Origin of the sequence: Rhizobium sp. YTUHZ045, from assembly GCF_051124255.1 — a bacterium.
Classification (GTDB): Bacteria; Pseudomonadota; Alphaproteobacteria; order Rhizobiales; family Rhizobiaceae; genus Rhizobium.
The window spans coordinates 3,939,397-3,962,630 of sequence record NZ_CP101432.1; the positions used below are offsets into that span (position 1 = coordinate 3,939,397).

20 protein-coding genes and 1 tRNA gene are annotated in these 23,234 nt (G+C 61.3%); 7 read left to right on the top strand and 14 right to left on the bottom strand.

The features are described 5' to 3' along the window. Positions 1-16: 16 nt before the first annotated feature. The 7 genes from NMA58_RS19410 to tesB all read right to left on the bottom strand — a co-directional run bounded on the left by NMA58_RS19410 (position 17) and on the right by tesB (position 8,324). Positions 17-802 carry an ATP-grasp domain-containing protein gene (locus NMA58_RS19410; protein ID WP_434711630.1) on the bottom strand — a complete coding sequence of 262 codons (786 nt, stop codon included), beginning with the start codon at positions 800-802 and terminating at the stop codon, positions 17-19. Beyond that, the gene (locus tag NMA58_RS19415) at positions 802-1,605 is read right to left on the bottom strand and encodes an exodeoxyribonuclease III (protein WP_183706499.1); all 804 of its coding nucleotides are present in this window, start codon (positions 1,603-1,605) and stop codon (positions 802-804) included. Before NMA58_RS19415 ends, NMA58_RS19410 begins: the two co-directional genes overlap by 1 nt. 100 nt (positions 1,606-1,705) lie before the next feature. Beyond that, on the bottom strand, positions 1,706-2,374 hold the full coding sequence (locus NMA58_RS19420; protein ID WP_064805551.1) for an outer membrane lipoprotein carrier protein LolA: 669 nt from the start codon (positions 2,372-2,374) through the stop codon (positions 1,706-1,708). A gap of 139 nt (positions 2,375-2,513) precedes the next feature. Next, on the bottom strand, positions 2,514-5,183 hold the full coding sequence (locus tag NMA58_RS19425) for a DNA translocase FtsK 4TM domain-containing protein (protein ID WP_434711631.1): 2,670 nt from the start codon (positions 5,181-5,183) through the stop codon (positions 2,514-2,516). Positions 5,184-5,426: 243 nt separating this feature from the next. Then, on the bottom strand, positions 5,427-6,851 hold the full coding sequence (locus tag NMA58_RS19430) for an ammonium transporter (protein ID WP_434711632.1): 1,425 nt from the start codon (positions 6,849-6,851) through the stop codon (positions 5,427-5,429). A 27-nt stretch (positions 6,852-6,878) separates the two neighbouring features. Continuing rightward, the gene (locus NMA58_RS19435) at positions 6,879-7,229 is read right to left on the bottom strand and encodes a P-II family nitrogen regulator (protein ID WP_003543684.1); all 351 of its coding nucleotides are present in this window, start codon (positions 7,227-7,229) and stop codon (positions 6,879-6,881) included. Between the two features lie 210 nt (positions 7,230-7,439). Further along, positions 7,440-8,324, bottom strand: a complete 885-nt coding sequence (tesB, locus tag NMA58_RS19440; protein WP_434711633.1) for an acyl-CoA thioesterase II — start codon at positions 8,322-8,324, stop codon at positions 7,440-7,442. A gap of 84 nt (positions 8,325-8,408) precedes the next feature. On the opposite strand from tesB, the gene NMA58_RS19445 reads away from it, so the two are divergent. Continuing rightward, positions 8,409-9,623 (top strand): ubiquinone biosynthesis hydroxylase, encoded by a 1,215-nt coding sequence (locus NMA58_RS19445; RefSeq protein WP_434711634.1) that lies wholly within the window; start codon positions 8,409-8,411, stop codon positions 9,621-9,623. 15 nt (positions 9,624-9,638) lie between these two features. Here NMA58_RS19445 and NMA58_RS19450 read toward each other — a convergent pair whose 3' ends face one another. The 4 genes from NMA58_RS19450 to NMA58_RS19465 all read right to left on the bottom strand — a co-directional run bounded on the left by NMA58_RS19450 (position 9,639) and on the right by NMA58_RS19465 (position 12,138). Beyond that, positions 9,639-9,827 (bottom strand): Trm112 family protein, encoded by a 189-nt coding sequence (locus NMA58_RS19450; protein WP_003567459.1) that lies wholly within the window; start codon positions 9,825-9,827, stop codon positions 9,639-9,641. 9 nt (positions 9,828-9,836) lie between these two features. Then, positions 9,837-10,523: an LON peptidase substrate-binding domain-containing protein gene (locus NMA58_RS19455; protein ID WP_176536246.1), complete on the bottom strand. Its 687-nt coding sequence runs from the start codon at positions 10,521-10,523 to the stop codon at positions 9,837-9,839. Positions 10,524-10,597: 74 nt separating this feature from the next. Then, positions 10,598-11,572, bottom strand: a complete 975-nt coding sequence (trxA, locus tag NMA58_RS19460; RefSeq protein ID WP_183706492.1) for a thioredoxin — start codon at positions 11,570-11,572, stop codon at positions 10,598-10,600. A gap of 56 nt (positions 11,573-11,628) precedes the next feature. Further along, positions 11,629-12,138: a prolyl-tRNA synthetase associated domain-containing protein gene (locus NMA58_RS19465; RefSeq protein WP_434711635.1), complete on the bottom strand. Its 510-nt coding sequence runs from the start codon at positions 12,136-12,138 to the stop codon at positions 11,629-11,631. A gap of 258 nt (positions 12,139-12,396) precedes the next feature. Between NMA58_RS19465 and NMA58_RS19470 the strand changes: the two genes are divergently transcribed. Further along, positions 12,397-12,471, top strand: a tRNA-Gly gene (locus NMA58_RS19470). A gap of 43 nt (positions 12,472-12,514) precedes the next feature. On the opposite strand, the gene NMA58_RS19475 is transcribed toward NMA58_RS19470, so the two are convergent. Together NMA58_RS19475 and rtcR are read right to left on the bottom strand one after the other, a co-directional pair. Continuing rightward, positions 12,515-13,705 (bottom strand): IS481 family transposase, encoded by a 1,191-nt coding sequence (locus NMA58_RS19475; RefSeq protein WP_430961215.1) that lies wholly within the window; start codon positions 13,703-13,705, stop codon positions 12,515-12,517. 184 nt (positions 13,706-13,889) lie between these two features. Beyond that, on the bottom strand, positions 13,890-15,497 hold the full coding sequence (gene rtcR, locus NMA58_RS19480) for an RNA repair transcriptional activator RtcR (protein ID WP_434711636.1): 1,608 nt from the start codon (positions 15,495-15,497) through the stop codon (positions 13,890-13,892). Positions 15,498-15,706: 209 nt separating this feature from the next. Here rtcR and NMA58_RS19485 point away from each other — a divergent pair, with 209 nt between their 5' ends. From NMA58_RS19485 to NMA58_RS19495, 3 genes are all read left to right on the top strand, one after another. Next, positions 15,707-17,260, top strand: coding sequence for a vWA domain-containing protein (locus NMA58_RS19485; RefSeq protein ID WP_434711637.1), 1,554 nt, complete (start codon positions 15,707-15,709; stop codon positions 17,258-17,260). 552 nt (positions 17,261-17,812) lie between these two features. Then, on the top strand, positions 17,813-19,225 hold the full coding sequence (locus NMA58_RS19490; protein WP_434713457.1) for an RtcB family protein: 1,413 nt from the start codon (positions 17,813-17,815) through the stop codon (positions 19,223-19,225). A gap of 220 nt (positions 19,226-19,445) precedes the next feature. Beyond that, positions 19,446-19,700, top strand: a complete 255-nt coding sequence (locus NMA58_RS19495) for a DUF2934 domain-containing protein (RefSeq protein ID WP_434711638.1) — start codon at positions 19,446-19,448, stop codon at positions 19,698-19,700. A gap of 63 nt (positions 19,701-19,763) precedes the next feature. Here the strand turns inward: NMA58_RS19495 and NMA58_RS19500 are convergent, their stop codons facing one another. Continuing rightward, positions 19,764-20,408 carry a ThuA domain-containing protein gene (locus NMA58_RS19500; RefSeq protein WP_434711639.1) on the bottom strand — a complete coding sequence of 215 codons (645 nt, stop codon included), beginning with the start codon at positions 20,406-20,408 and terminating at the stop codon, positions 19,764-19,766. A 245-nt stretch (positions 20,409-20,653) separates the two neighbouring features. Here NMA58_RS19500 and galE point away from each other — a divergent pair, with 245 nt between their 5' ends. Both galE and NMA58_RS19510 read left to right on the top strand, forming a co-directional pair. Then, complete coding sequence (galE, locus tag NMA58_RS19505) at positions 20,654-21,637, top strand: UDP-glucose 4-epimerase GalE (protein ID WP_183706412.1); 984 nt, start codon at positions 20,654-20,656, stop codon at positions 21,635-21,637. Further along, positions 21,615-23,192 (top strand): alkaline phosphatase family protein, encoded by a 1,578-nt coding sequence (locus tag NMA58_RS19510; RefSeq protein WP_434711640.1) that lies wholly within the window; start codon positions 21,615-21,617, stop codon positions 23,190-23,192. The genes galE and NMA58_RS19510 overlap by 23 nt, the downstream gene beginning before the upstream one ends. The last annotated feature ends 42 nt before the right edge of the window (positions 23,193-23,234 follow it).

Here is a 23,234-nt window from a genome sequence, read left to right on the forward strand (position 1 = left end):
GCCCAGGAGCGTAAGCTCAGCCGCGGCCGAGGCCGTCGATCGCCGCCGCAAGCTTCACGAGATCTGAAGCGTAGAACCCGGCGGCATTGATGCAGTTCGTTTCGAGCAGCCTCAGTCCCTCTTCGGTACGGCAGACATCGATGACATAGGCCGGCGAGTAGCCGGGGTTGATGTCCACCATGCGCTGCCCGAACTCCAGCACATCGTCATCGATCTCGTAACGGTGGGTGACACGTGAACCATCCTTGTAGAGCGAATAGGTGACAATCCGATCATTGACGGCCCAGAGACGCCATTCACGCAGGATGCGCACAGGCTTGGTGAGCATCAGCAGCGTGTCATGGCGAAGCGATCCTGCCGGGATTTCCTCTTCGTCAAGCGCAAGCACACGCTCCGCCATCCGGACGATCTCGCCCGTCGATTTCACGGTGCCGGGCTCTTCCTTGCTGTCGTCGACGGGGCGCAGGAACCATTCCCTCCCATCATCGGCCAGGCGCCTCGGGATGTCTCGGAGCGTCAGGAACAGCGCGTCGGCTCCGTTCAGGAGATAGGGATGCCACGCCTTTTCCTGGACGAACGGACGGAGCTTGAACACGCCCGGCCAGTAGCCGTTCGCCTCGGCGTTCTTCCACAGTGAATAGGAGCCGAACATCACCACGGAGCCGGGATCCGGGACGACCGGCTCGGGGATGAGCTCGCCGACGAACGGGACGACTTTGTGCCATGTATACGAGATACCGAGCTGGTCGAGCGTCTCGGCCAGCTTCTGGGTGTCTTCGAACTGCTGAAGAAGCCACTGCATCAGAAGTCGAAATGCGCCGTGACCGGCACATGATCCGACGGCCGGTCCCAGCCGCGCGCTTCCTTCAGGATCTCGATCCGCTGGAGATGCGGCCCGAGATCGGATGAGGACCAGATGTGGTCGAGGCGACGGCCACGATCGGCAGCCTCCCAATCCTTGGCCCGGTAGCTCCACCAGGTATAAAGCTTCTCGCTTGCCGGCACGTGCTGGCGCATGAGATCGAGCCAGCCGCCGCGCTTCATCACCTCGATGAGCCCGTCGGTTTCAACAGGCGTATGGCTGACGATCTTCAGCAGCTGCTTGTGCGACCAGACATCGTGCTCCAGCGGCGCGATATTGAGGTCGCCGACGAGGATGGCGGAGGTATTGGCCTCGCCATTGGCTTTCAACAGCTTCATCTCCTCGATGAAATCGAGCTTGTGGCCAAATTTCGGATTGATGGTGCGATCCGGCTCGTCGCCGCCGGCCGGGACGTAGAAATTGTGCAGCCGGACACGACGATTGCCGCGTTCGAACACCGCCGATATGTGGCGGGCATCGCCGACGCCGCAATAATCCTGCCGGTGATCCTCCGTCAGCGGAATGCGCGAGGCGATTGCGACCCCGTGATAGCCCTTCTGGCCATGGATGATGATGTGATCGTAGCCCATCGCCCGCAAAGGTGCTGCCGGGAAGAGCTCGTTCGGCACCTTGGTCTCCTGCAGGCAGAGAATGTCAGGCCTCTGTTTGAGCACGAGCTGCTCGACGAGCGGCATGCGCAGCCGCACCGAATTGATGTTCCAAGTCGTAATCGAAAAACCCATGCCCAAGCCCTTTCACACTTTCATGGAAGGGCTTTAGAACAAAGGCACGCAGGAGGAAACTGGCAGCGTGCAAAGGCTTCAGGCGATCAATCGAAAACCCTTAGTCGCGTGAAGCTGCCGTGCCGGGAATGCTCTCGTAGGGCACCCGGAAGACGCGGTCGTCGAACTGCACGCCCGTCTTCACGTTGAAGATCATCACCGACGTATCCTTGCCCTGGTTGTCGGTGATCGTCCACTGGCGCAGATCATAGGTCTTCGGATCGAACATCATGGTGATTGTCGAGTTTCCGAACACTGTATTGTTGCCGAGCGCGATCGTCGTCAGGTCCGACTCCTCCTTCACGCCCTTCACCATGCCGGCCGAAAGGTCGATATGCTGCGCCAGGAGCAGGCTGAGCGGAGTCTTCGAGAGCGGATAGAGATCCCAGGTCTTGAGCTTCATATTGCCGATGGCGACATTCTTGCCGTCGGCTATCACCCGCATCGGCGACGGGTCGTCGTAGTTGAAACGCAGCTTGCCGGGACGCTGGATGAAGAACTTGCCGCCGGTTTGTTCGCCGCGCGGACCGAACTGGACGAATTCGCCCTGCATCGTCGTGACGCCGGAGAAATGATCGGCGATTGCCTGCGCCGTGCCGGAGGCGGGCGCTGCCGCCTGCGCGATGGCGCTGAGAGGAACGGCGCTCGCCATAGCAGCGACGGCGAAAGCGCCGAGAAGATCGCGGCGCGTCATCGCCAGGCCGGAGAGGAAGGAATCGGAGTTACGCATCTAAATCTCCTTAATGCGATCTGCATGCCGCTGAAAGGCGGCGTCTTCAAGGCGTTGCGATCGGCGCGCGAAAAGCAACGGCGTTGATGCCGTTACGTTTCCGCCAAAGCGGTCACATCAGAAATATATGGCGCTTGTCTCAGCGGTCGAGGATGTCGCCCTCGGTCGGAACGAGGATTTCTCTTTTGCCGGCATGGTTGGCCGGCCCGATGATGCCTTCCTTCTCCATGCGCTCGATCAGCGAGGCGGCTCTATTATAGCCGATACCAAGTCGGCGTTGGACGTAAGAGGTCGAAGCCTTGCCGTCGCGCAGCACGATGGCGACGGCCTGATCATAGGGATCTTCCGAATCCGAAAGGTTCGACGTGCCGGCCGGGCCGCCGCCGCCATAATCGCCGTCCTCGTCGTCATCGGCGGTGATCGCATCGAGATATTGCGGCGAGCCCTGCGTCTTCAGGTAGGAGACGATCTCTTCCACCTCGACATCAGAAACGAACGGGCCGTGGACGCGCTGGATGCGCCCGCCGCCCGCCATGTAGAGCATGTCGCCCATGCCGAGCAGCTGTTCGGCGCCCTGCTCGCCGAGAATCGTGCGGCTGTCGATCTTCGAGGTGACCTGGAAGGAGATGCGGGTCGGGAAGTTCGCCTTGATCGTGCCGGTGATGACGTCGACCGAAGGGCGCTGGGTCGCCATGATCACGTGGATGCCGGCCGCACGCGCCATTTGCGCCAGGCGTTGGACCGCGCCTTCGATATCCTTGCCGGCGACCATCATCAGATCGGCCATTTCGTCGATGATGACGACGATATAGGGCATCGGCTTCAGATCGAATTCCTCGGTCTCGTACATGGCTTCGCCGGTATGGCGGTCGAAGCCGGTCTGCACCGTGCGCGAGATCACCTCACCCTTCGACAAGGCCTGTTCGACGCGCGTGTTGAAGCCGTCGATGTTGCGCACGCCGATCTTCGACATCTTCTTGTAGCGCTCTTCCATCTCGCGCACCGTCCATTTCAGCGCGACGACAGCCTTCTTCGGATCGGTGACAACAGGCGAAAGCAGATGCGGAATGCCGTCATAGACGGAGAGTTCGAGCATCTTCGGGTCGATCATGATCAGCCGGCACTGTTCCGGCGTCATGCGGTAGAGCAGCGACAGGATCATCGTGTTGATGGCGACCGATTTGCCCGAACCGGTGGTGCCGGCGACGAGCAGGTGCGGCATCTTGGCGAGGTCGGCGATGACGGCTTCGCCGCCGATCGTCTTGCCGAGCGCCATGGCGAGCTTGGCCTTGCTGCCGTCGAAATCCCGCGACGCGATCAGTTCGCGGAGATAGACGGTCTCGCGTGTCTGGTTCGGGAGTTCGATACCGATCGCATTGCGGCCCGGCACGACGGCGACGCGGGCGGCAATGGCGCTCATCGAACGGGCGATATCGTCGGCAAGGCCGATGACGCGCGACGATTTGATGCCGGGCGCCGGCTCCAGTTCGTACAGCGTGACGACGGGGCCGGGACGGACATGAATGATTTCGCCCTTGACGCCGAAATCCTCGAGCACGCCTTCGAGCATGCGGGCATTCTGCTCAAGCGCATCGGCCGACAGTGTCGAATCGCGCACCACGTTCCTGGGCTCGGCGAGCAAATGCATGGAGGGAAGCTGGAAGCCCTCGGGACGAATGAACGAGCCCTGCGCTTCCCGCTCGACACGCGCGCCGGGCTTCGGACGCGTGATCGCCGGGACGACGCGAGGCTCCGGCTTGGCGGCGGCTTTTGCCGGCGCACGGATCATCCAGTCGTCATCATCGTCGTCAGGCAGAATGTCGGCCGGACGCGGCGGCATGTCGGTATCGAAGGGCGGATCGTCGTCCTCATCCTCATCGTCGATGGAAAGCGATGGCGCGGCGACGCGGCGGAGCGAAGCCGAGCGCGGCTCCATCGACGGCTCGAGGCGCTCGCCGCGAACGGCCGGCGCTTTGGCGCGGACCGGTTCGTTCAGCGTGCCGAATTCATCGTCGTTGAAATCATAGGGCGATTCGAAATCACCCTGGCGCCGCTTGCGCGGTCCCATGCCGAACAGCCGGCGCAGCCGGCCCTGGCTCATGAACCAGGCATGCGTCATCGCGCCGCTGAAAGCGACCCAGCGCGATTCGTCCTCTTCCTCATCCTCGTCTCCGACCACCCGCGCCTTGCTTGTTGTCTCGACGTAATCGTCCTCGATTTCGTCCTCGGTCTCGCTGCGGCCGACGAGGCCTGATGCGAAGAGCATCATCCAGGCCGTCGGCACGGCAAAAATGCAGCCGACGACCATGGCGAAGGTCCCTGTGGGATAGGCGCCGACGAAGAGTGCGGGAAAACGCAGAATCATATCGCCGATGACGCCGCCGATACCGTTCGGGATCGGCCAGGTGAGCGGCGGAGGAAAACAGCCGATGACGGCGGAGGAAAGCACGGAGCCGGCAAGCCAGGCGCCGATGCGGGCGGGAATGCGGTCGAAGCGACGACCGGAGATCATCGTCAGCGCCCAGGCCACGATCGGCAGCATCGCCACGACACTGGCAAGCCCCAGAAACTGCATGACGATATCGGCAAAGGCAGCACCGCTGTAGCCGAGAATATTCGTCGGCAGGTTGGCAGTGGCGTAGGAATAGCTCGGATCGGCGACATTCCACGTCGCCAGCGCCGCAACTGAGAAAGCCAGCAGCAGAAAGATCGCAAAGCCGATGAGTGCCTGGATCTGCCGCAGCATGAATGCCGAGAAGGAGAACCGATCCGGACGGCCATCCATTGCCGGCGACGTGCTTCTTGCCATGTGTCTAACCCGTCCAATGCCTGAGGGCAGGCGAATCGCCGAAGCCTCGCCATGCCAAATGCGTCCGCTCTACCTAACCAGAGCCGGGTTAAAGCGATGTTAACCATGCATTGCGGCGTGCCCAATGCCGGCGATGAAAATAAAAAGGCCCGAACCGGTGGAAGGTTCGGGCCAAGAGCGGCTCTTGGTGAGAGCCGCGACGGGCTGTGTGGGGCGCCCTCACGCGGGCGCCCAAAGCCGAGATTACGAGTGATAGGCGGCTTCGCCGTGGGTCGCCAGGTCGAGACCTTCGCGCTCGGCCTCGACGGAGACGCGCAGGCCGATGATGACGTCGACGATCTTGTAGAGGATCGCCGAACCGATGCCCGACCACAGGAGGGTGGTGAGAACGCCCTTCGCCTGGTTCAAGACCTGGGTTGCCGTGCCGGCATAGGTGGCGGCAAAATCAGCCGTCGAATAGTCGACAATGCCTGCACCGCCCAGCGCCGGATTGACGAGGATGCCGGTGCCGAGAGCGCCGATGATGCCACCGATGCAATGCACGCCGAAGACGTCGAGGCTGTCGTCATAGTTGAACTTGTTCTTCACGACGTCGACGAAGAAGTAGCAGATCGGCGAGACGACGAGGCCGAGAACGATCGAGCCCATCGGACCGGCAAAACCTGCCGCCGGCGTGATGGCGACGAGACCGGCGACGGCACCGGAAGCGCCGCCGAGCATCGAGGCCTTGCCGCGGGCGAGGCTTTCGACGATGCACCAGGACACGGCGGCGGCGGCCGTCGCGACGAAGGTGTTGATCATCGCAAGCGATGCGTAGCCATTGGCTTCGAGGTTGGAGCCGGCATTGAAGCCGAACCAGCCGACCCAGAGCAGCGAGGCACCGACCATGGTCAGCGTCATCGAATGCGGAGCCATGATTTCCTTCTTATAGCCCGTGCGCTTGCCGAGCATGATGGCGCCGACAAGGCCGGCGATACCGGCATTGATGTGAACGACCGTGCCGCCGGCGAAGTCGATTGCGCCGTAGGAGAAGATCAGGCCGGCCGGTGCGCTGTAGGAACTCGGGCCGCCCCAGAACCAGACCATGTGCGCCATCGGGAAGTAGATGAAGGTGACCCACAGCACGACGAAGAGCATGACGGCCGAGAACTTGACGCGTTCGGCGAAGGCGCCGACCATCAGGCCGGGCGTGATGCAGGCGAAGGTCATCTGGAAGACGATGAAGGTGTATTCCGGAATGGCGACGCCCTTCGAGAAGGTTTCGGCAAGCGACGATGTGTTGACGCCGGCGAGGAAGGCCTTGGAGAAGCCGCCGATGAAGCTGTTCAGCGAGCCGCCGTCGGTAAAGGCGAGCGAATAGCCGTAGGTCACCCAGATCAGCGACACGACCGCCGTGATCATGAAGACCTGCATCAGCACGGAGAGCATGTTCTTGGCGCGCACGAGACCGCCGTAGAAAAGCGCAAGGCCGGGGATGGTCATCAGAAGGACGAGCGCCGAGGAGACGAGCATCCAGGTATTGTCACCCTTGTCCATGGTGAAGGCAGGAGCAGCGGCGGCAGCAGCTGGCGCGGCAGTCTCCTGCGCAAAAGCGACGGCCGGCGCAAGAAGCGCGGCCGATGCAGCGCCGACGCGCGCAAAGGTGGAAGAAAACTTCGAGATTGACATTGGAAAAGGCTCCTTGATCTGCCGTTCTTACAGCGCTTCTGAATCGGTTTCGCCCGTACGGATGCGCACGGCATGGTCGATCGAATAGACGAAAATCTTGCCGTCACCGATCTGGCCGGTCTTGGCCGACGCCGCGATGGCTTCGACCGCCCTGTCGACAAGTTCCGATGCAACCGCGATTTCGATCTTGAGCTTCGGCAGGAAGCTGACCGCATATTCGGTGCCGCGATAGATTTCGGTATGCCCCTTCTGGCGCCCGTAGCCCTTCACTTCGGTTACTGTCAGGCCCTGAATGCCGATCGCCGTAAGGGCTTCGCGGACCTCATCGAGCTTGAACGGCTTGATAATAGCCATCACAATTTTCATCTGGTTTCCCATCCTTCGTTATCCTCGGCGCGGAGCCGACTCTCCTTGCCGCTGACGTTCCTGAACAGCGACCGGCGATATACATTCAAAGGACGTGCCAGATTCGAAGCCGAAGTTAACTTATTGAAAAATAAATGTTATAATTGGGAATGCCAATAAACAGGCAATTGACCGAGCAATAAGCGCACAAATAATGCGCAAATCTGCAAATATGCCTGTTATTTATTCATTTGCCTTTTTCCGAATCAATCCTTCTTGCGCGACCGACGCGATCAGCACACCTGTCCGGGTGAACAGGCTCCCGCGGGTTAATCCCCTGGCGCCCGAAGCCGAGGGGCTGTCCTGCGTATAGAGCAGCCAGTCGTCGAGTTTGCAGGGTCGGTGGAACCACATGGAGTGATCGAGACTTGCCACCTGCAGGCTCTGGTCGAAGATGGACGTTCCGTGGGCATAAAGCGACGTATCGAGCAGCGTCATGTCTGAGAGATAGGCAAGCACCGCCGCCTGATAGAGCCGGTCATCGGGAACCGGACCGGTGGCGCGCACCCAGACGTCCTGCCGGGGCTCGAGCTTCCTGTCGGAAAAATAATGGGTCAGCGAGACGGGACGGATCTCGATCGGCCGCTCGCGCTCCCAATATTTCCGGATCGCTTCCGGTGCATGCGCGAGATATTGCTCCTTGATCTGCTGCTCGCCAAGCAGCTCTTCGGGCATCGCCACCTCGGGCATGGCGATCTGGTGGTCGAAGCCCGCTTCCTCGACCTGGAAAGAAGCCGACAGCGCGAAGATTGCCTTGCCGTGCTGGATAGCGACGACGCGCCGGGTGTTGAAGCTCGATCCGTCGCGGATGCGCTCCACCTGGTAGATTATCGGTACCGAGGGATCGCCGGGGCGCATGAAATAAGCGTGCAGCGAATGAACGAAGCGCTCGGCCCCGATGGTGCGCTGTGCCGCCATCAGCGCCTGGCCGATGACCTGGCCGCCGAAGACCCGCTGCCAGCCGGCCTGCGGACTGCGGCCGCGGAAGATATCGACCTCGATCGGCTCCAGATCGAGCGTCGCAAGCAGCCTCTCCATCGCCGAAGGTTCGCTCGTCTCGCGCGTCATTTTGTATGCCTCCCGGCGGTAGGAAGTGAAGTTGCGATGATCTATATAGATCACATCTGAGGCACAAGGTACGGGAGCGGCGCGATGCTGGATATGCTGGTTGTGGGCGGGGGGTATGTCGGCCTTTCTGCGGCGGTCGCGGTCAAGCAGGCAACGCCCCATCTGAACGTCGCGGTCGTGGAGGCCGCCCCCGAGCATGTCTGGAAAAACGATACGCGCGCTTCAGCCATCATCGCGGCGGCCTCAAAGATGCTCGAAGTCTTCGGCATCTGGAACGAGATAGAGCCTGAAGCGCAGCCGATCACCAAGATGATCGTCACCGATTCCCGGACCTCCGATCCGGTCCGTCCCGTATTCCTGACGTTCGACGGCGAAGTGGAGGAAGGCCGGCCCTTCGCACACATGATCCCGAACGTTGCAATGGTGGCAGCACTGCGCGGTCTCTGCCAGCGGCTCGGCATCGACATCCGCCACGGGCTTGGGGCGACCGAATTCAAAACCCACGACAGCCATGTCGACGTCACGCTTTCGGACGGCAGCACGCTGGAATCCCGGCTGGTGGTTGCCTGCGACGGCGTGCGCTCAAGGCTGCGCGATCTCGCCGGCATCAGGACCGTCACCTGGGACTACGGGCAGTCCGGCATTGTCGCGACCGTCGAACATGAGCGGCCGCATGACGGCTGTGCCGAAGAGCATTTTCTGCCGGCCGGCCCCTTCGCCATCCTGCCGCTCCGGAACAACCGCTCCTCGCTCGTCTGGACGGAACGCACGCATGATGCCGACAGGCTGGTCGCCGCCGACGATCTGATCTTCGAGGAGGAACTGGAACGCCGCTTCGGCCACAAGCTCGGGGCGCTCAAGGTCATCGGCGACAAACGCGCCTTTCCGCTCGGCCTGACGCTTGCCCGCGCCTTCGTCGCTCCACGTCTGGCGCTGGCCGGCGACGCCGCCCACGGCATCCATCCAATCTCGGGACAGGGCCTCAATCTCGGCTTCAAGGACGTGGCGGCGCTCGCCGAAACGATCGTCGAGGCCGACCGCCTCGGTCTCGATATCGGCTCGATCAACATCCTCGAGCGCTACCAGACCTGGCGGCGCTTCGACACCTTCCGTATGGGCGTGACGACCGACGTGCTGAACCGGCTCTTCTCCAACGACGCAATGCCGATCCGTATCGCTCGCGATGTCGGTCTCGGCATCGTCGACCGGCTGCCGCGCCTCAAATCCTTCTTCATCAGCCAGGCGGCCGGAACAGCGGCAAAGGATAATCCGCGGCTGCTGGCCGGCCAGACGATTTAGCCGAATTCGGAGAGGCTATTCGTCGAGGCGGCGGGCCTCGGACACCAGCATGATCGGAATGCCGTCGCGGATCGGATAGGCAAGCTGCGCCTTTTCCGAGACGAGCTCGTTGTGTTCGCGATCATAGGAAAGCCGGCCCTTGGAGAGCGGACAGACCAGGAGTTCCAGCAGTTTCGGATCGACGCGGCTCAGTTTTTCGTCCATGACCGCAGTTTACTGCAGAACCGTATCGGAGTCACCGAAGACCCGCGCCAGCACGATTTCGGTAATGGCGATCAGCGTCTCGGCCCGCGTCTTCAGGTCCGGCGCCTCCAGGAGCGCCTGTTTTTCAGCCGGCCCGAACGGCGACATCATGGCAAGTGAATTGACGAGCGTCAGGTTGCTGGCCCGCTCGACGCTCTCCCAGTCGGCCTCCAGCTTATTGGCATCGAGATAGGCCTTAAAAGCGGTCAGCAGCGCCGTACGGTCGACCGCCTCCTCCTCGTTCTCGGCCGAGAGATCGGCAATGAAGGGCGCGATGCGGAAGGTGCGGAAGGGATCGCTGGTCACCTTCTCCTCCAGGAGCCGGAAGCGGCAGACGCCGGTCAGCGACACGATATAGCGCCCGTCGCCGGTCTCGGCAAAGGAGGTGATGCGACCGAGGCAGCCGACGGCGGCAAGGTTGTGCTCGCCGCCCTTGTCCTCATGTTCGCCGAGTGCCGGCTGGACCATGCCGATCAGCCGGTTTCCGGCAAGGGCTGCATCCAGCATCGCCAGATAACGCGGCTCGAAGATGTTGAGGGGAAGCTGCCCGGCGGGCAGGAGGAGGGCCCCGGTCAGGGGGAAGACTGCGATCGCATCAGGCAGATCGCCCGGCTTCAGGTATCTGGCATTACCGACTTGCATGAAACCGTCCCGCATTCTGGTGGACGGGCGCGCCCGTCCTGACGAGAATGTGGTGCCCCCGCCCGAAAACGCAAGGGCGGATGTTCATCTTAAGAGAACAGCATTGCCGAAAGCTTGCGCCGCGCGGCAACCGTCGCCGGATCCTTGAAACCCCAGACCTCGAAGAACTGCAGCAGTTGCCGGCGGGCGCCGTCATCGTCGAAGGCGCGATCCTTGCGCATGATGAGAAGCAGATGTTCGGCGGCTTCCTCGCGCCGGCCTTCGACATTGAGGATCTTGGCGAGCTTCAGCCGCGCCTCGTGATTGTCGGGATTGGTCGCCAGCTCCTGCTCGAGCGCGACGGGATCGCCGAGCTTGCGCGCCTCCTCGATCTGGTCGAGCTTCTTCAGCACCGCCTGGATGCCGGCGTCCTTCGCAAGCTCCTCGGGCAGATCAGTCAGCGTTTCGCGGGCCCGCTGATGCTGGTTTGCGGCGATCATGCATTCGGCCATCCCGGCAAGCGCCTTGGCATTCTCCGGATCGGCCTGCATGACCGCGCCGTAAAGCTGCGCCGCCTCGTTGACGTTGCCAGCAGCGAGCAGCTCCGCCGCTTCCGTCAGCACGGCTTCGATTTCGGCCGCCTCATCGGCACCGGCAGGCCCGGCAATACGGTCGATGAACTGAGTGATCTGACTTTCCGGCACCGCACCCATGAAGCCGTCAGCCGGACGGCCGTTGACGAAGGCAATGACGGCGGGGATCGACTGGATTCCGAGCTGACCGGCAATCGAGGGATGGTCGTCGATGTTCATCTTGACCAGTCGAACGCGGCCCTTGGCTTCATTGACTACCTTCTCCAGGACCGGCGTCAGCTGCTTGCAGGGACCGCACCACGGCGCCCAGAAATCGACCAGCACCGGCTGTTTGCGCGACGCCTCAATGACGTCCTTGCCGAAATTCGCAGTCGTCGTGTCGCTGATGTAGCTGCCGGCCGCAGCCGCCGCTTCCGGCTGAGCGCCGAAGCTTGCCGTCGCCGACATCTGATTTCCGAAGGAACCGTTATAGGGGTTGTTGCTGCCGCTCATAGGTATCTCCCGCCGCGCCGATCCTGCCGGCGTCATTGTAGCGCTAAAATCGTATGTCAGGACGTCACTTTCAAGACAAGCGGCTTATGTCCGGTCGCTTCCATGAAACGGATGAGGTCGCCGCTCGCAATCGATGTTGTCGCATCGTTGGAGAGCGGATGGCAGTTGATGATTTCCTCGGCCATCAGATCGGCATCGAGCACGAAAGTGACGTTTCCGCCGATGTCGTTGATCGCGCCGAAGGCAGTGACCGCTCCCGGAATGACACCGAGATACTCCATCAGCTTCTCCGCTCTGCCGAAGGAGACCCGGCCGGACCCGCCAATAATGGTGTGAACCTGCTTGAGGTCGACCTCGGCATTCTCCTCCACCGTCAGCAGGAAGTACCTGTCCTTCTTGTCCTTGATGAAAAGATTCTTCGTGTGGCCGCCGGGGATCGCGTCGCGCAACGCAACTGATTCGGCCACGGTGAAAACAGGCTCATGATCCACTGTCTTATGGGCGATGCCGAGCCCGTCGAGGAAGGCGAACAATTCTTGTCTTGTCTTGGGGGTATTATCGGACATCGGGTAATCCATCGAACGGAGATAAGGAAAAGTCGAGGCGTCCTGATTAAGTCCGTCCACAATGTTTGGCAATCTTCACAACCGATGCTCTACCCCCAGTTTTGCGCCCTTTCCGCTCTGCCTCGCCGGACACCGAAATTTTTCTTCGCTTCTCCGTCATTTCCCTGTTGCATTTGAAAATCCGTTAGGCCATATAGCGCCCGTCGCCACGAGGCGGCGCCCACGGTCCAACGACTACCCCGGACCGATGCGGATTGAGCGGGTGTAGCTCAGGGGTAGAGCACAACCTTGCCAAGGTTGGGGTCGAGGGTTCGAATCCCTTCGCCCGCTCCAGTTTTTCCCTGTCCGACCCGGAGACATAGGTAACAGATTGTCCCTAAGACATGGGTGACAACCTCGTGCCGAACGGGTTGTCGATGGTTTGTAAAGTCCTCTGCTCCAGATCGATATATCCGAGATCATAGTGCATGAAGCTGACGAGCCAAATGCCGTCGTCGACCTCCTTGAGGCCGAGCCTCTGACCGGCCATGACGGTTGAGATGTTGATCTTCTTGCGATGGATGCACAGACGGCCGCAGTTGGTGACGATGGCATCGCGGTCATGGAAGGGATAGCTGATCTCGGGCAGCCCCTCATAGGGTCGCGGCGAAGCCTTGTAGACATCGGCTGGGACCTTCATCGACAGGGCCTCATGCGGTCTTTCGGTGTTGAACTCGCTGACGAATGCGTCGAAGCGCATTTGCTGCTGGAGAATATTGCGTCCCGGCGGACGGGTGGCTTCCTTCTTCAGCGTCAGATGCATGCGTTCATGGCGGCCATTCTCCTGCGGGTGGCCGGGGCGAATGCGTTCGAAGGCGACGCCGAGTCTGAGCCACCAGACCGACAGTTTCGAGAGATTGTAGAGCCCGTTCGGGCTGGCAAACGGCAGGCCGTTGTCGGAACGAATGGCAAGCGGAAGCCCACGCTCGGCAAAGACTCGCCGGAACGCACCGAAGACGCCGCGTTCGCGGGTCGTCTCGAAGGCCTCGCAGCACAGGAGATAGCGCGAAGCCTGGTCGGTGATCGTCAGGGGGTAACAATATCTGCCGTCGCCCAGCTTGAACTCGCCCTTGAAGTCGGCGCACCAAAGATCGTTGGGTCCGATGGCTGTCGAGAGCGTCGTGCCCACGGCCTTGTTCGCCCGGTTCCTCTTGCGGGCCTGGCTCACAAGGCCGTACCGGTCGAGCACCGCGTGCACCGTGCTTCTGGCTGGGATGCGCACGTCGCCGGCCAGACGGCGGACCAGGAGCTCGCGGATCTTGCGCGCGCCCCAGTGCGGCTTGTCCTTCTTGCATCGCACGATCATCGCCTCGACCGGCTCGGGCAACTGGTTGGCATAGCGCACCGGTCGCCGAGACCGGTCCGTCAGGGCCTCCAGCCCGTCCTCCTTGTAGCGATTGAAGATCTTGTAGCCGGTCTTGCGCGAGATCCCGAACTCCCGGCAAACCTCGCTCATCCCTTCGCCCTCCAGCAACCGGGCGACAAATCGAAGACGCTCATCCATGACCGAAGTCTCTCTCCACGGCATCAACACCTCCCGCAAAAAAGCGAAAAGTGTTACCCATGTCTCCGGTACAAAACGTCACCTATCTCTCAGGCCGGGCACTCTTGCACATCCCGAAGACACAGGTACGGAACGGACTCAAGCGGCAGCCTGCCAGCGACCGGTTGGCGATGGTTCGCAAGGGCCAGGTCTGATGAGGAGACGCCGCCTATCGGGATTTTCTTACGTCTTCGAATTTCAGATCAAAGCGCGCGAGATATTTGGCAAGCCGATCGGCGTCGTTGCTGCTCTTCTTTTCCAGCCGCGAGTTTGCAAACAGTGCCCGGCCCGCGGCACTGGCGCTGACATGCTCCTGGCAGGTGCGAACAACGGCGGCGAGTTGAACGGCGTCGAAACGATCGAGGCTGTTAACGGCGTCCTCGCCGAGCAGATCGATGAGGATGTCGTCGGATGACCGGCGTCCCGAGGAGCCGCGCCAGGCTGCCTTCAGGCGTCGGATCTCGTCATCGACTACCTCGACAGTGATTCGGCCTTGAGGCGCGAGCGTTGCCATGCGCGTGACGGAGGCGGACAAGTCGCGGAAGTTCGCGCTCCAGACAGCTTCCGAGCCGGTTGCAAATGCGAGATAGCGGCTTCGCGCCTCTTTGTTGAACGTCACGTTCTGCCCTTCACGTTCAAGGAACCGTCGAAGCTCGAAATCGAGATTGGGCTCGATATCTTCCTTGCGCTCGCGCAACGCCGGCAGCTGGAAAGTCCATAGATTGAGCCGGGCAAAGAGATCTTCGCGGAATTGACCGTGGTGGACGGCTTCACCGAGATCGCGATTGGTACCCGCCAGAAGCTGGAAGTCGGCGGAAACTTCGCGGTCCGCGCCGACCGGCAGGAAGCGCTTCTCCTCGATCGCCCGCAGGCACATGGCCTGTTCATCCAGGCCGAGTTCGCCGATCTCATCGAGAAAGAGCACACCCTTGTCCGCCGACTTCAGCAGGCCGGGCCGTTCGCCTGCCGCGCCGGTAAAGGCGCCTTTGACATGGCCGAAAAGCGCCGACATGGCGTGATCGCCGCGGAGCGTTGCGCAGTTGACCTCAACGAACGGACCGCTGACTTTTCGCTCGACCCTCTTGAGTTCGTAGATGCGCTTGGCAAGCTGGGATTTTCCCGCGCCGGTCGGGCCGGTCAGCAAGACGGGTGCGGTAGAACGGATCACAACGCGCTCGATCTCGTCGATCATGCGGTTGAAGGCGGGGTTTCGCGTCGAAATACCGGATTTCAGAAATGAGGCGGCATCGGCCTGTTCGGATGCGAAGCGCTTGGCGATTTCGTCATAGCGCGAGAGATCAAGATCGATGATGCGATGGGTTCCCGCGAAATCCTGTCCCGGCTCGCGCTCGCGCGGCGGAGAGAGCTGCAGCAACCTGCCGGGGATGATGCGCGCTTCGGTCAGGAGGAACCAGCAGATCTGGGCGACATGGGTGCCGGTGGTGATGTTGACGAAATAGTCTTCGGCCTCGGGATCGAAACTGTAGTCCCGGGCAAAATCCCTGAGGCTCGTATAGACTTCGGAAAAGTCCCAGGGGTCCCGCAGATTGATAATGCGCTGGCGAACCTCCGTCGCAGGCGAAATCGTCTCGATATCCCTGATCACAGTTTTGGCCAGCCAGTCGGAATGGTTGTCGTGGATCAATTCCAGCCGATCGATAAAGAGACCGGCCTGTTGGCAAAGGCCGACGTTCGGCCGCCAGCGCGTCCATCGGTCTTCACGCCGGCCCACGTCGAGAGTCGTTCCAAGCATGCTGATGGCGACTCGGCGCTTCATCATTTATCCAAAATTATAAAATCCTATATCATCAGATAGACTATTCCCCTTTCTCGAACTTGGCAATTTGCAAGGCAGAAATTGTCTTATAAGTTTTTATCATTATAATCAAAAGTTTATGATCTATTTCGCGGAAACTTGTCGCGGATTTTAGAAACTGGCACGCCACTTGAATTGTATTCGGCAGAACCAATCAAAGAGGTGCTGCCATGGTGAACAAGGCAATCTTCAAATCCTATTTCGGAAAGCTGCTCGCCGGCACGACGACGACCAACCACGAAGGCGCAGCAGCCTATACTCTCTCGCCGCGTGAAGCCCTGGCGCAATATGCCGTCACCGGAACATTCGGCGACACGTTCTATGCGGATGCCGGGGAACAGCTCGATGCCGTGATGCGCCTTGGCGCGGAGGTCGAGTCGGAATTCCTGGCAAAGCTCGCGGTCTACGCGGCGGAGAAGGGCCATATGAAGGACATGCCAGTCATGCTGCTGGCGATGCTTTCGGGCCTCGAAAGCGATGCCTTTGCGCGGGCGTTTCCGCGTGTCGTGAAGAGCGGCAAGATGTTGCGCGGCTTCGTGCAGGTTATGCGGTCGGGTGTGACCGGCCGGAAATCGCTCGGATCGCGGCCGAAGAAGATGGTGCAGGCCTGGTTCGACCGGGTGACGACGGAACAGTTTCTGCATGCGATGGTCGGCAACGATCCGTCGCTGCCGGATGTGATCCGGATGGTACATCCGAAGCCGCGAGACGCGGAGCGTCAGGCACTCTACGCCTGGGCAGTCGGCAAGCCGTATGATGTCGCCGCATTGCCGGCGGAGGTAAAGGCGTTCGAAGCGTTCAAGCGCGATAGCAGCTTGCCGCTGCCGCCCGTGCCGTTCCAGATGTTGACCTCGCTTGGTCTGAGCAAGGAGCAGTGGTCGGAAATCGCCTTGAAGGGCTCGTGGCAGATGGTGCGGCAGAACCTCAACACCTTTGCCCGAAACGGCGTGTTCGAGGTGAATGGCATGGCCGCACGGCTTGCTGCGCGGATCGCCGATCCGGAAGCTGTGCGCAAGGCGCGTGTCTTCCCCTATCAGTTGATGGTGGCGTGGCATATGGCGAACCGGTCGGTTCCGGCTGTCGTTGCGGATGCTCTGCAGGATGCGATGGAGGTGGCAGTCTCCAGCGTGCCGACGATCGGCGGGAAGATCGTGGTCTGCCCGGATGTCTCCGGCTCCATGTCGTCCCCCGTCACCGGCTCCCGAAAGGGCGCGACATCAACCGTCCGCTGCATCGATGTCGCAGCACTCGTGGCTGCGTCGTTCCTGCGGCGTAACCGGCAGACGCGTATCATCCCGTTCGAACAGGACGTCGTGAACGTCCAGCTGAACGGGCGTGACAGCGTGATGACCAATGCGGCGAAGCTCGCGGCAGTCGGCGGCGGCGGAACGAACTGCTCCGCGCCGCTGCGGCTGCTGGCTAAGGAGAAGGCGGCGGTCGACCTCGTGCTCTTCGTCTCGGACAACCAGTCCTGGATGGATGCGCGGGGGCACGGCCAGGCGACCGCGATGATGGCTGAATGGGCGCGGATCAAGAGGCTGAACCCGGCGGCGAAGCTGGTCTGCCTCGACATCCAGCCCTACGTCCAGACGCCGGCAACGGGAGAGGACGTGCTGAATATCGGCGGCTTCTCGGATGCCGTGTACGGAGCCATCACCAGCTTCGCGGCCGGCAAGTCCGGTCCGGGCGAATGGCTTCGCAGGATCGAGGCGACCGATCTTTGAAATTGCTTCGCGCCGCCAGTGAACGGCGCGAGGCACCGTGACGAATGCCGGATGGAACTACAGACTGTCACTCTCCAGGTCGCGGGTTCGAATCCCGTCGGGTCCCCCAGAAAACAAGGACCCGTAGCTCAGCGGATAGAGCGGGTGTTCCACCACATCTCGTCGTCACGGACCAATCGAAAGACATGTAAAGGACATGGCGAATGCCGGGGAAACTACATCGGTAACGCCGGGCGCGGGTTCAAGGCCCGCCTTGTCGCCCGAATCCCGAAAGGGAGAAGGATGCGCAAGATGTTTCCTCAGGACTTGTCGCCATGACGAGAATTGCAGCGGCGAATGCCGGACGAAACTACAGCCTCCGTATCGAGGTGGCCTGACAGGTTCGACTCCTGTCCCGGCGGCGCTCTCTGGCACGAGCGGGGCCACTCGGTTTCGTCCACCTTTGTCGCCGCTGCAAAAATGCCTGGCGTCCGGAAAAATCGTCGCCCAGGCGAGCATGAAACGTAACCAAGAAGAAGGACTGCAGACGCAGAAAAGAAGATGACCGAGATAATGAGCGGACAGGATCTGATCGACGCAGGCATGAGCCAGGGCAAGTGGTTTCGTCCGGCTCTCGATGCTGCCAACAGGGTTTTGAGCCAGGGCGGTTCGGCCGCGGAGGCGCTTGAAGCAGCAAGGGATTTTCAGCCGGGGCCGACGCTCGCCCTGAGATCGGATAACGATATCGAGATCTATTCCAATATCCGCGCCGAGAACGCCTTCGAGCAGGACAATGTCGAAAAGGTCAATGCTACGATGCGGGCGCTGGTGCGCACGCCGGTCGTCCGGGCTGCGGCGATCATGCCGGACGCCTGCCCGGCCGGGCCGGTCGGCACCATTCCGGTTGGCGGTGTCGTGGCATCCGAGGCGATCCATCCCGGCATGCACTCGGCTGACATCTGCTGCTCCATGGCAATCTCGATCTTTCCGGATGTCGATCCGAAATCGCTTCTCGACGCCGTGCATGCGGTAACGCATTTCGGGCCTGGTGGCCGTCCGCGCGGTGCGCAGATCAAGCCTTCCGAAGCGACGCTGTCGGCCTTCCAGCAGAACCCGTTCCTGCGGGACGGGGCGCTCAGTGCCGGCATCGAACATTTCGGCACGCAGGGCGACGGCAATCATTTCGCTTTTGTCGGAACGATGAAATCGACCGGCGAGACCGCGCTCGTCACCCATCACGGGTCGCGTGCACCGGGTGCCCGGCTCTACGACAAGGGCATGAAGGCCGCGAACCGCTTTCGCGAGCAGATCTCGCCGGAAACCCTGCGGGACAATGCATGGATTCCCGCCGACACCGAAGAGGGCGACCTCTACTGGTCGGCTCTGCAGGCCATCCGGCAGTGGACGAGGGAAAACCATTATGTCGTGCATGACATGGCGGCAAAGACACTCTCGGCGAAGGTGGCCGATCGTTTCTGGAACGAGCACAATTTCGTTTTCCGGAAATCGGACGGCCTCTTCTATCACGGCAAGGGAGCGACGCCGGCCTTCGACAAATGGGCTGAGGATGCCACCGATCTGACGATCATTCCGCTGAACATGGCGGAACCGATCCTGATCGTCCGCGGCTCCAACGCCGCCCATGGCCTCGGCTTCTCGCCACACGGCGCCGGCCGTAATTTTTCGCGCAGCGCCCATATTAGGCGCCTGGCGGAAGAATATGGCGCGGATGCCCGCGGCTTGAGCCCGAACAACATGGCGGCGATCATGGAAAAGGAGACGGCGGGTCTGGACGTTCGCTTCTTCTCGGGCTTTGCCGACGTCTCGGAACTGCCGAGCGCCTACAAGTCCGCCGCCAATGTGCGTGCGCAGATCGAGCACTACGGTCTGGCCGAGGTGGTCGACGAGGTCGTTCCGTACGGAAGCATCATGGCCGGCGACTGGCAGAAGGACGCACCCTGGCGTCGCAAGCGGGAACGCCGTTGATTGCCTCCAGTGCTCCGGCCTTTGCCGTATTGGCAAGGGGCGCAGCAGGATACGTGCGGCAATTCTGCCGCCGGTTCCTATTACTTTATCAGGGCCTAAGTATCCGCATCTCTTCGCATTATCTAAAAACTAACGTTGCCTCGTAACCACTCCTAAAGCCAACTCTGGCACCTTGTTGGCTATCGAAATTTGCTTCCAAATTTTTCGGCTGGGGTTTGTTATGAGTCACAATCGGGACGCCTGGGTCAGCCAGCGCGCTTATTCGCTGTGGGAATCGGAAGGCCGGCCGGAGGGGCGCGGGGAAAGCCACTGGATGCAGGCGCTCAAGGAATTCGAGCAACTGGAATTGACCAAAGCCTCGCCCGACGGAAACGACCTTATCGAGAAGCTGAAAGCGGCCGGACGGCTGATGCGGGTCTATGACGGGGCGGTCCCCGCTGTCGAGAACGGCCTTCAGCTGAAAGGGGCGCGTTAAAACCTTTTCCAGTCGAATTGAAGCACTCATCCCGCCCGGATGCAGCAATGTGTCGTCCTGATACTATTGGCGCGCGGCCCAGCCGAGGCCGCGCCGCAGGATGAGTGGCATAAAGGGATGGTCGAACTCGGCGGCGACATGGCCGAGAGCGGAATAGAAGATGCGGCCGGCGCCGAAATGGCGTTTGAAGACGACGGGCATCACCACGTTGCGCGCCGCCGGATCGTAAGCGCCGGTGAAAGTGGTGGTCGCAAGGATTTCGACCGTCGGATCATAATGCAGATAATATTGCTCCGACCGGTAGTCGAAATCGGGAATGCCCTCCATGACGGGATCGTCCTGGCGGGTGACGGCGACACGGAAATCGATGATGTTGCCGGGATGGGCGACCCAGGTGACGCCGGAGACGTAGCGGAAAGGCGCGCTTTCCTTGAAGGAGGTGGCGAGTGCGCCGTGATGGCCGGCTAGTCCGAGACCTCCGCGTACAGCCTCGACCAGGGCGCTAGCATGGGGCTTTTCCAGCGTTCCGCCGGTGATGATGGGCACCAGCAAATCCGCCTTGGCCAGGATCGGAGATCCGAATATGCCGAGATCGCCGGTCACCTCCACGGCGAAGTCGTCCTCGCGCAGGAGATCGGCGACGATATGGGCGCAGTGTTCCGGCTCATGGCCCTGCCAGCCGCCCCAGACGATCAATGCCTTCCTCATTCCCGTTCTCCTTGCTGTCTGTCGCGGATCGTTGAGCATCGCCCGATGGTACAAGCGGCTTAAATCGAGCGGTCATGCAAATCACGCGAATAATGGATCGACTTCCCCGTTTCGGCCAAATCGCAAAACCGCCGGTTTCGGCATTTGACGTATTGTCCTCTCGCGCCGATCGAAGTTCCTTCTTTTTATTGACGTGTATCTCGTCTAGGTTTCTTCCATCTCTCACTGATAATTAAGGGTGGTGCATGGCAGGTGAAACGATTCTTGTGGTCGGCGGCGCCGGTTATATCGGCTCGCATACGTGCCTCGACCTGGCGAACAAGGGCTATAGGCCTGTCGTCTTCGATAATTTTTCGAACGGCCATCGCGAGTTCGTCAAATGGGGGCCGGCGGAAGAGGGCGACATTCGCGATCGTGCCCGGCTGGACGAGGTGCTGGCCAAGCACAAGCCGGCGGCAATCCTGCACTTCGCGGCGCTGATCGAGGTCGGCGAATCGGTCAAGGATCCGGTTTCATTCTATGAAAATAATGTGATCGGCACTTTGACGCTGCTTTCGGCGGCGCAGGCGGCTGGCGTCAACGCCTTCGTTTTCTCCTCCACCTGCGCCACCTATGGCCTGCCACAGAGCGTACCGCTCGACGAGACGCACCGGCAGGTGCCGATCAACCCGTATGGGCGGACGAAATATATCGTCGAACAGGCGCTTGCCGATTACGACCAGTACAAGGGCCTGCGCTCGGTGGTGCTGCGTTATTTCAATGCGGCCGGTGCTGATTTCGAAGGTCGGATCGGCGAGTGGCACCAGCCGGAAACGCATGCGATTCCCTTGGCGATCGACGCCGCACTCGGCCGTCGCCAGGGCTTCAAGGTGTTCGGTAGCGACTACGAGACGCGCGACGGCACCTGCGTGCGCGACTACATCCATGTGCTCGACCTTGCCGACGCGCATGTGCGCGCCGTCGAATATCTGCTGAAGGGCGGCGATTCCGTCGCGCTCAACCTCGGTACCGGCACGGGTACGACGGTCAGGGAATTGCTGGGCGCGATCGAAGACGTGTCGAACCGACCCTTCCCTGTCGAATATATCGGCCGGCGCGAAGGGGATTCGCATACGCTGGTCGCCAACAACGACAAGGCGCGCGACGTGCTCGGCTGGGTGCCGCAATATGATCTGTCCGAGATCATCCGCTCCGCCTGGAATTGGCATGCAAAATCCAACCAGCATTGAGCCAAGCAGCATTGAGCCAAAAAGCCTTGAAAAGCTCCGCCGGCCCAATATTCTGCTGATCACCGCGGACCAATGGCGTGGCGACTGCCTGTCGGCGGTCGGTCATACTTGTGTGAAAACACCTCACATCGATGCACTGGCGCGCGAAGGCACGCTCTTCCGGCAGCATTATGCCGGGGCCGCGCCCTGCTCTCCGGCCCGGGCCACGCTTTATACCGGCCTTTATCAGATGAACCACCGCGTCTGCCGCAATGGTTCGCCGCTCGACGCTCGCTTCGACAATCTGGCTCTAGCTGCCCGGCGGGCGGGATACGACCCAACGCTGTTCGGCTATACCGACACGGCGCCCGATCCGCGCGGCATGGATGCGGCTGACCCGCATCTGACCACCTACGAAGGCGTGTTGCCGGGTTTTACCGCTCGCCAACTCCTGCCCGAGCATGAGCGGCAATGGCTCTCATGGCTCAGGTCACGTAGCCATGCAAATGCCGTCAGCCGCGACATCCACATCCCCGTCGGTGCGCGAGCCGGCGAAATTTCCGATGCTGCACCAGCCTATTCCAGCGATGAGACCCAGACCGCCTTCCTGGCCGGCGAGTTCATTCGCTGGATGGGCGAACAGGACCGGCCGTGGTTTGCGCATGTCTCCTTCTTGCGTCCGCACCCGCCATTCTCAGTGCCGGCGCCGTTCAACCGGATGTACAAGCCGGATGACGGGCCGGCCTTTGCGCGTGCGGAAAACCGCGAAGCGGAACAGGAAGCTCATCCCTATCTCGCCCATGCCATGCCGCTCACCGACAAGGGCAGCTTCATTCACGGGGCGCAAGGGCCGCTCAGCGCCTGGAGCAGCGAGGACTTCGCGGCGATCCGGGCGATTTATTACGGGATGATCTCAGAGGTCGATGCCCAGCTCGGCCGGATCTGGCAGGCGCTGAAGGATGCGGGCGCTTGGGAGAATACGCTCGTCGTCTTCACCTCGGACCACGCCGAGATGGCGGGAGATCACTGGACGCTCGGCAAGGGTGGCTTCTTCGATGGCAGCTACCATATCCCGTTGATCATCCGCGATCCCGCAACCGCTGCGGCCGGCAGGATCGTTGACGATTTCACCAGCGCTGCGGATATTTTTCCCACCTTGTGCGTAAGGCTCGGCATCGAGCCAAAGAACGGGCTCGACGGTCGGTCGCTGATGCCGTTCATCACGGGCGAGGTCGCCGAAGGCTGGCGCGACGCGATATTCTGGGAATTCGATTTCCGCGACATCGCCAAGGGCGAGGCGGAGCGGCATTTCGGGCTGGGGCCGAACCAATGCAACCTCGCCGTGATCCGCGACGATCGGTTCAAATATGTGCATTTTGCCGCACTGCCGCCGCTGCTCTTCAACCTCAGCAATGATCCGATGGAGCTCGACGACGTCGCGACTGATCCGGCCTATGCGGCGATCCGGCTTGAATATGCCGAGAAGTTGCTCTCGCTGAGAGCGCGGCATCTCGACCAGACGCTTGCCTATACCGAGCTGACGGAAAAGGGGCCGGTGACGCACCGACCCCGGTAGAGCGTTTCCGTCTTCTTCGAATGGAGGCAACGCTCGCTTTAT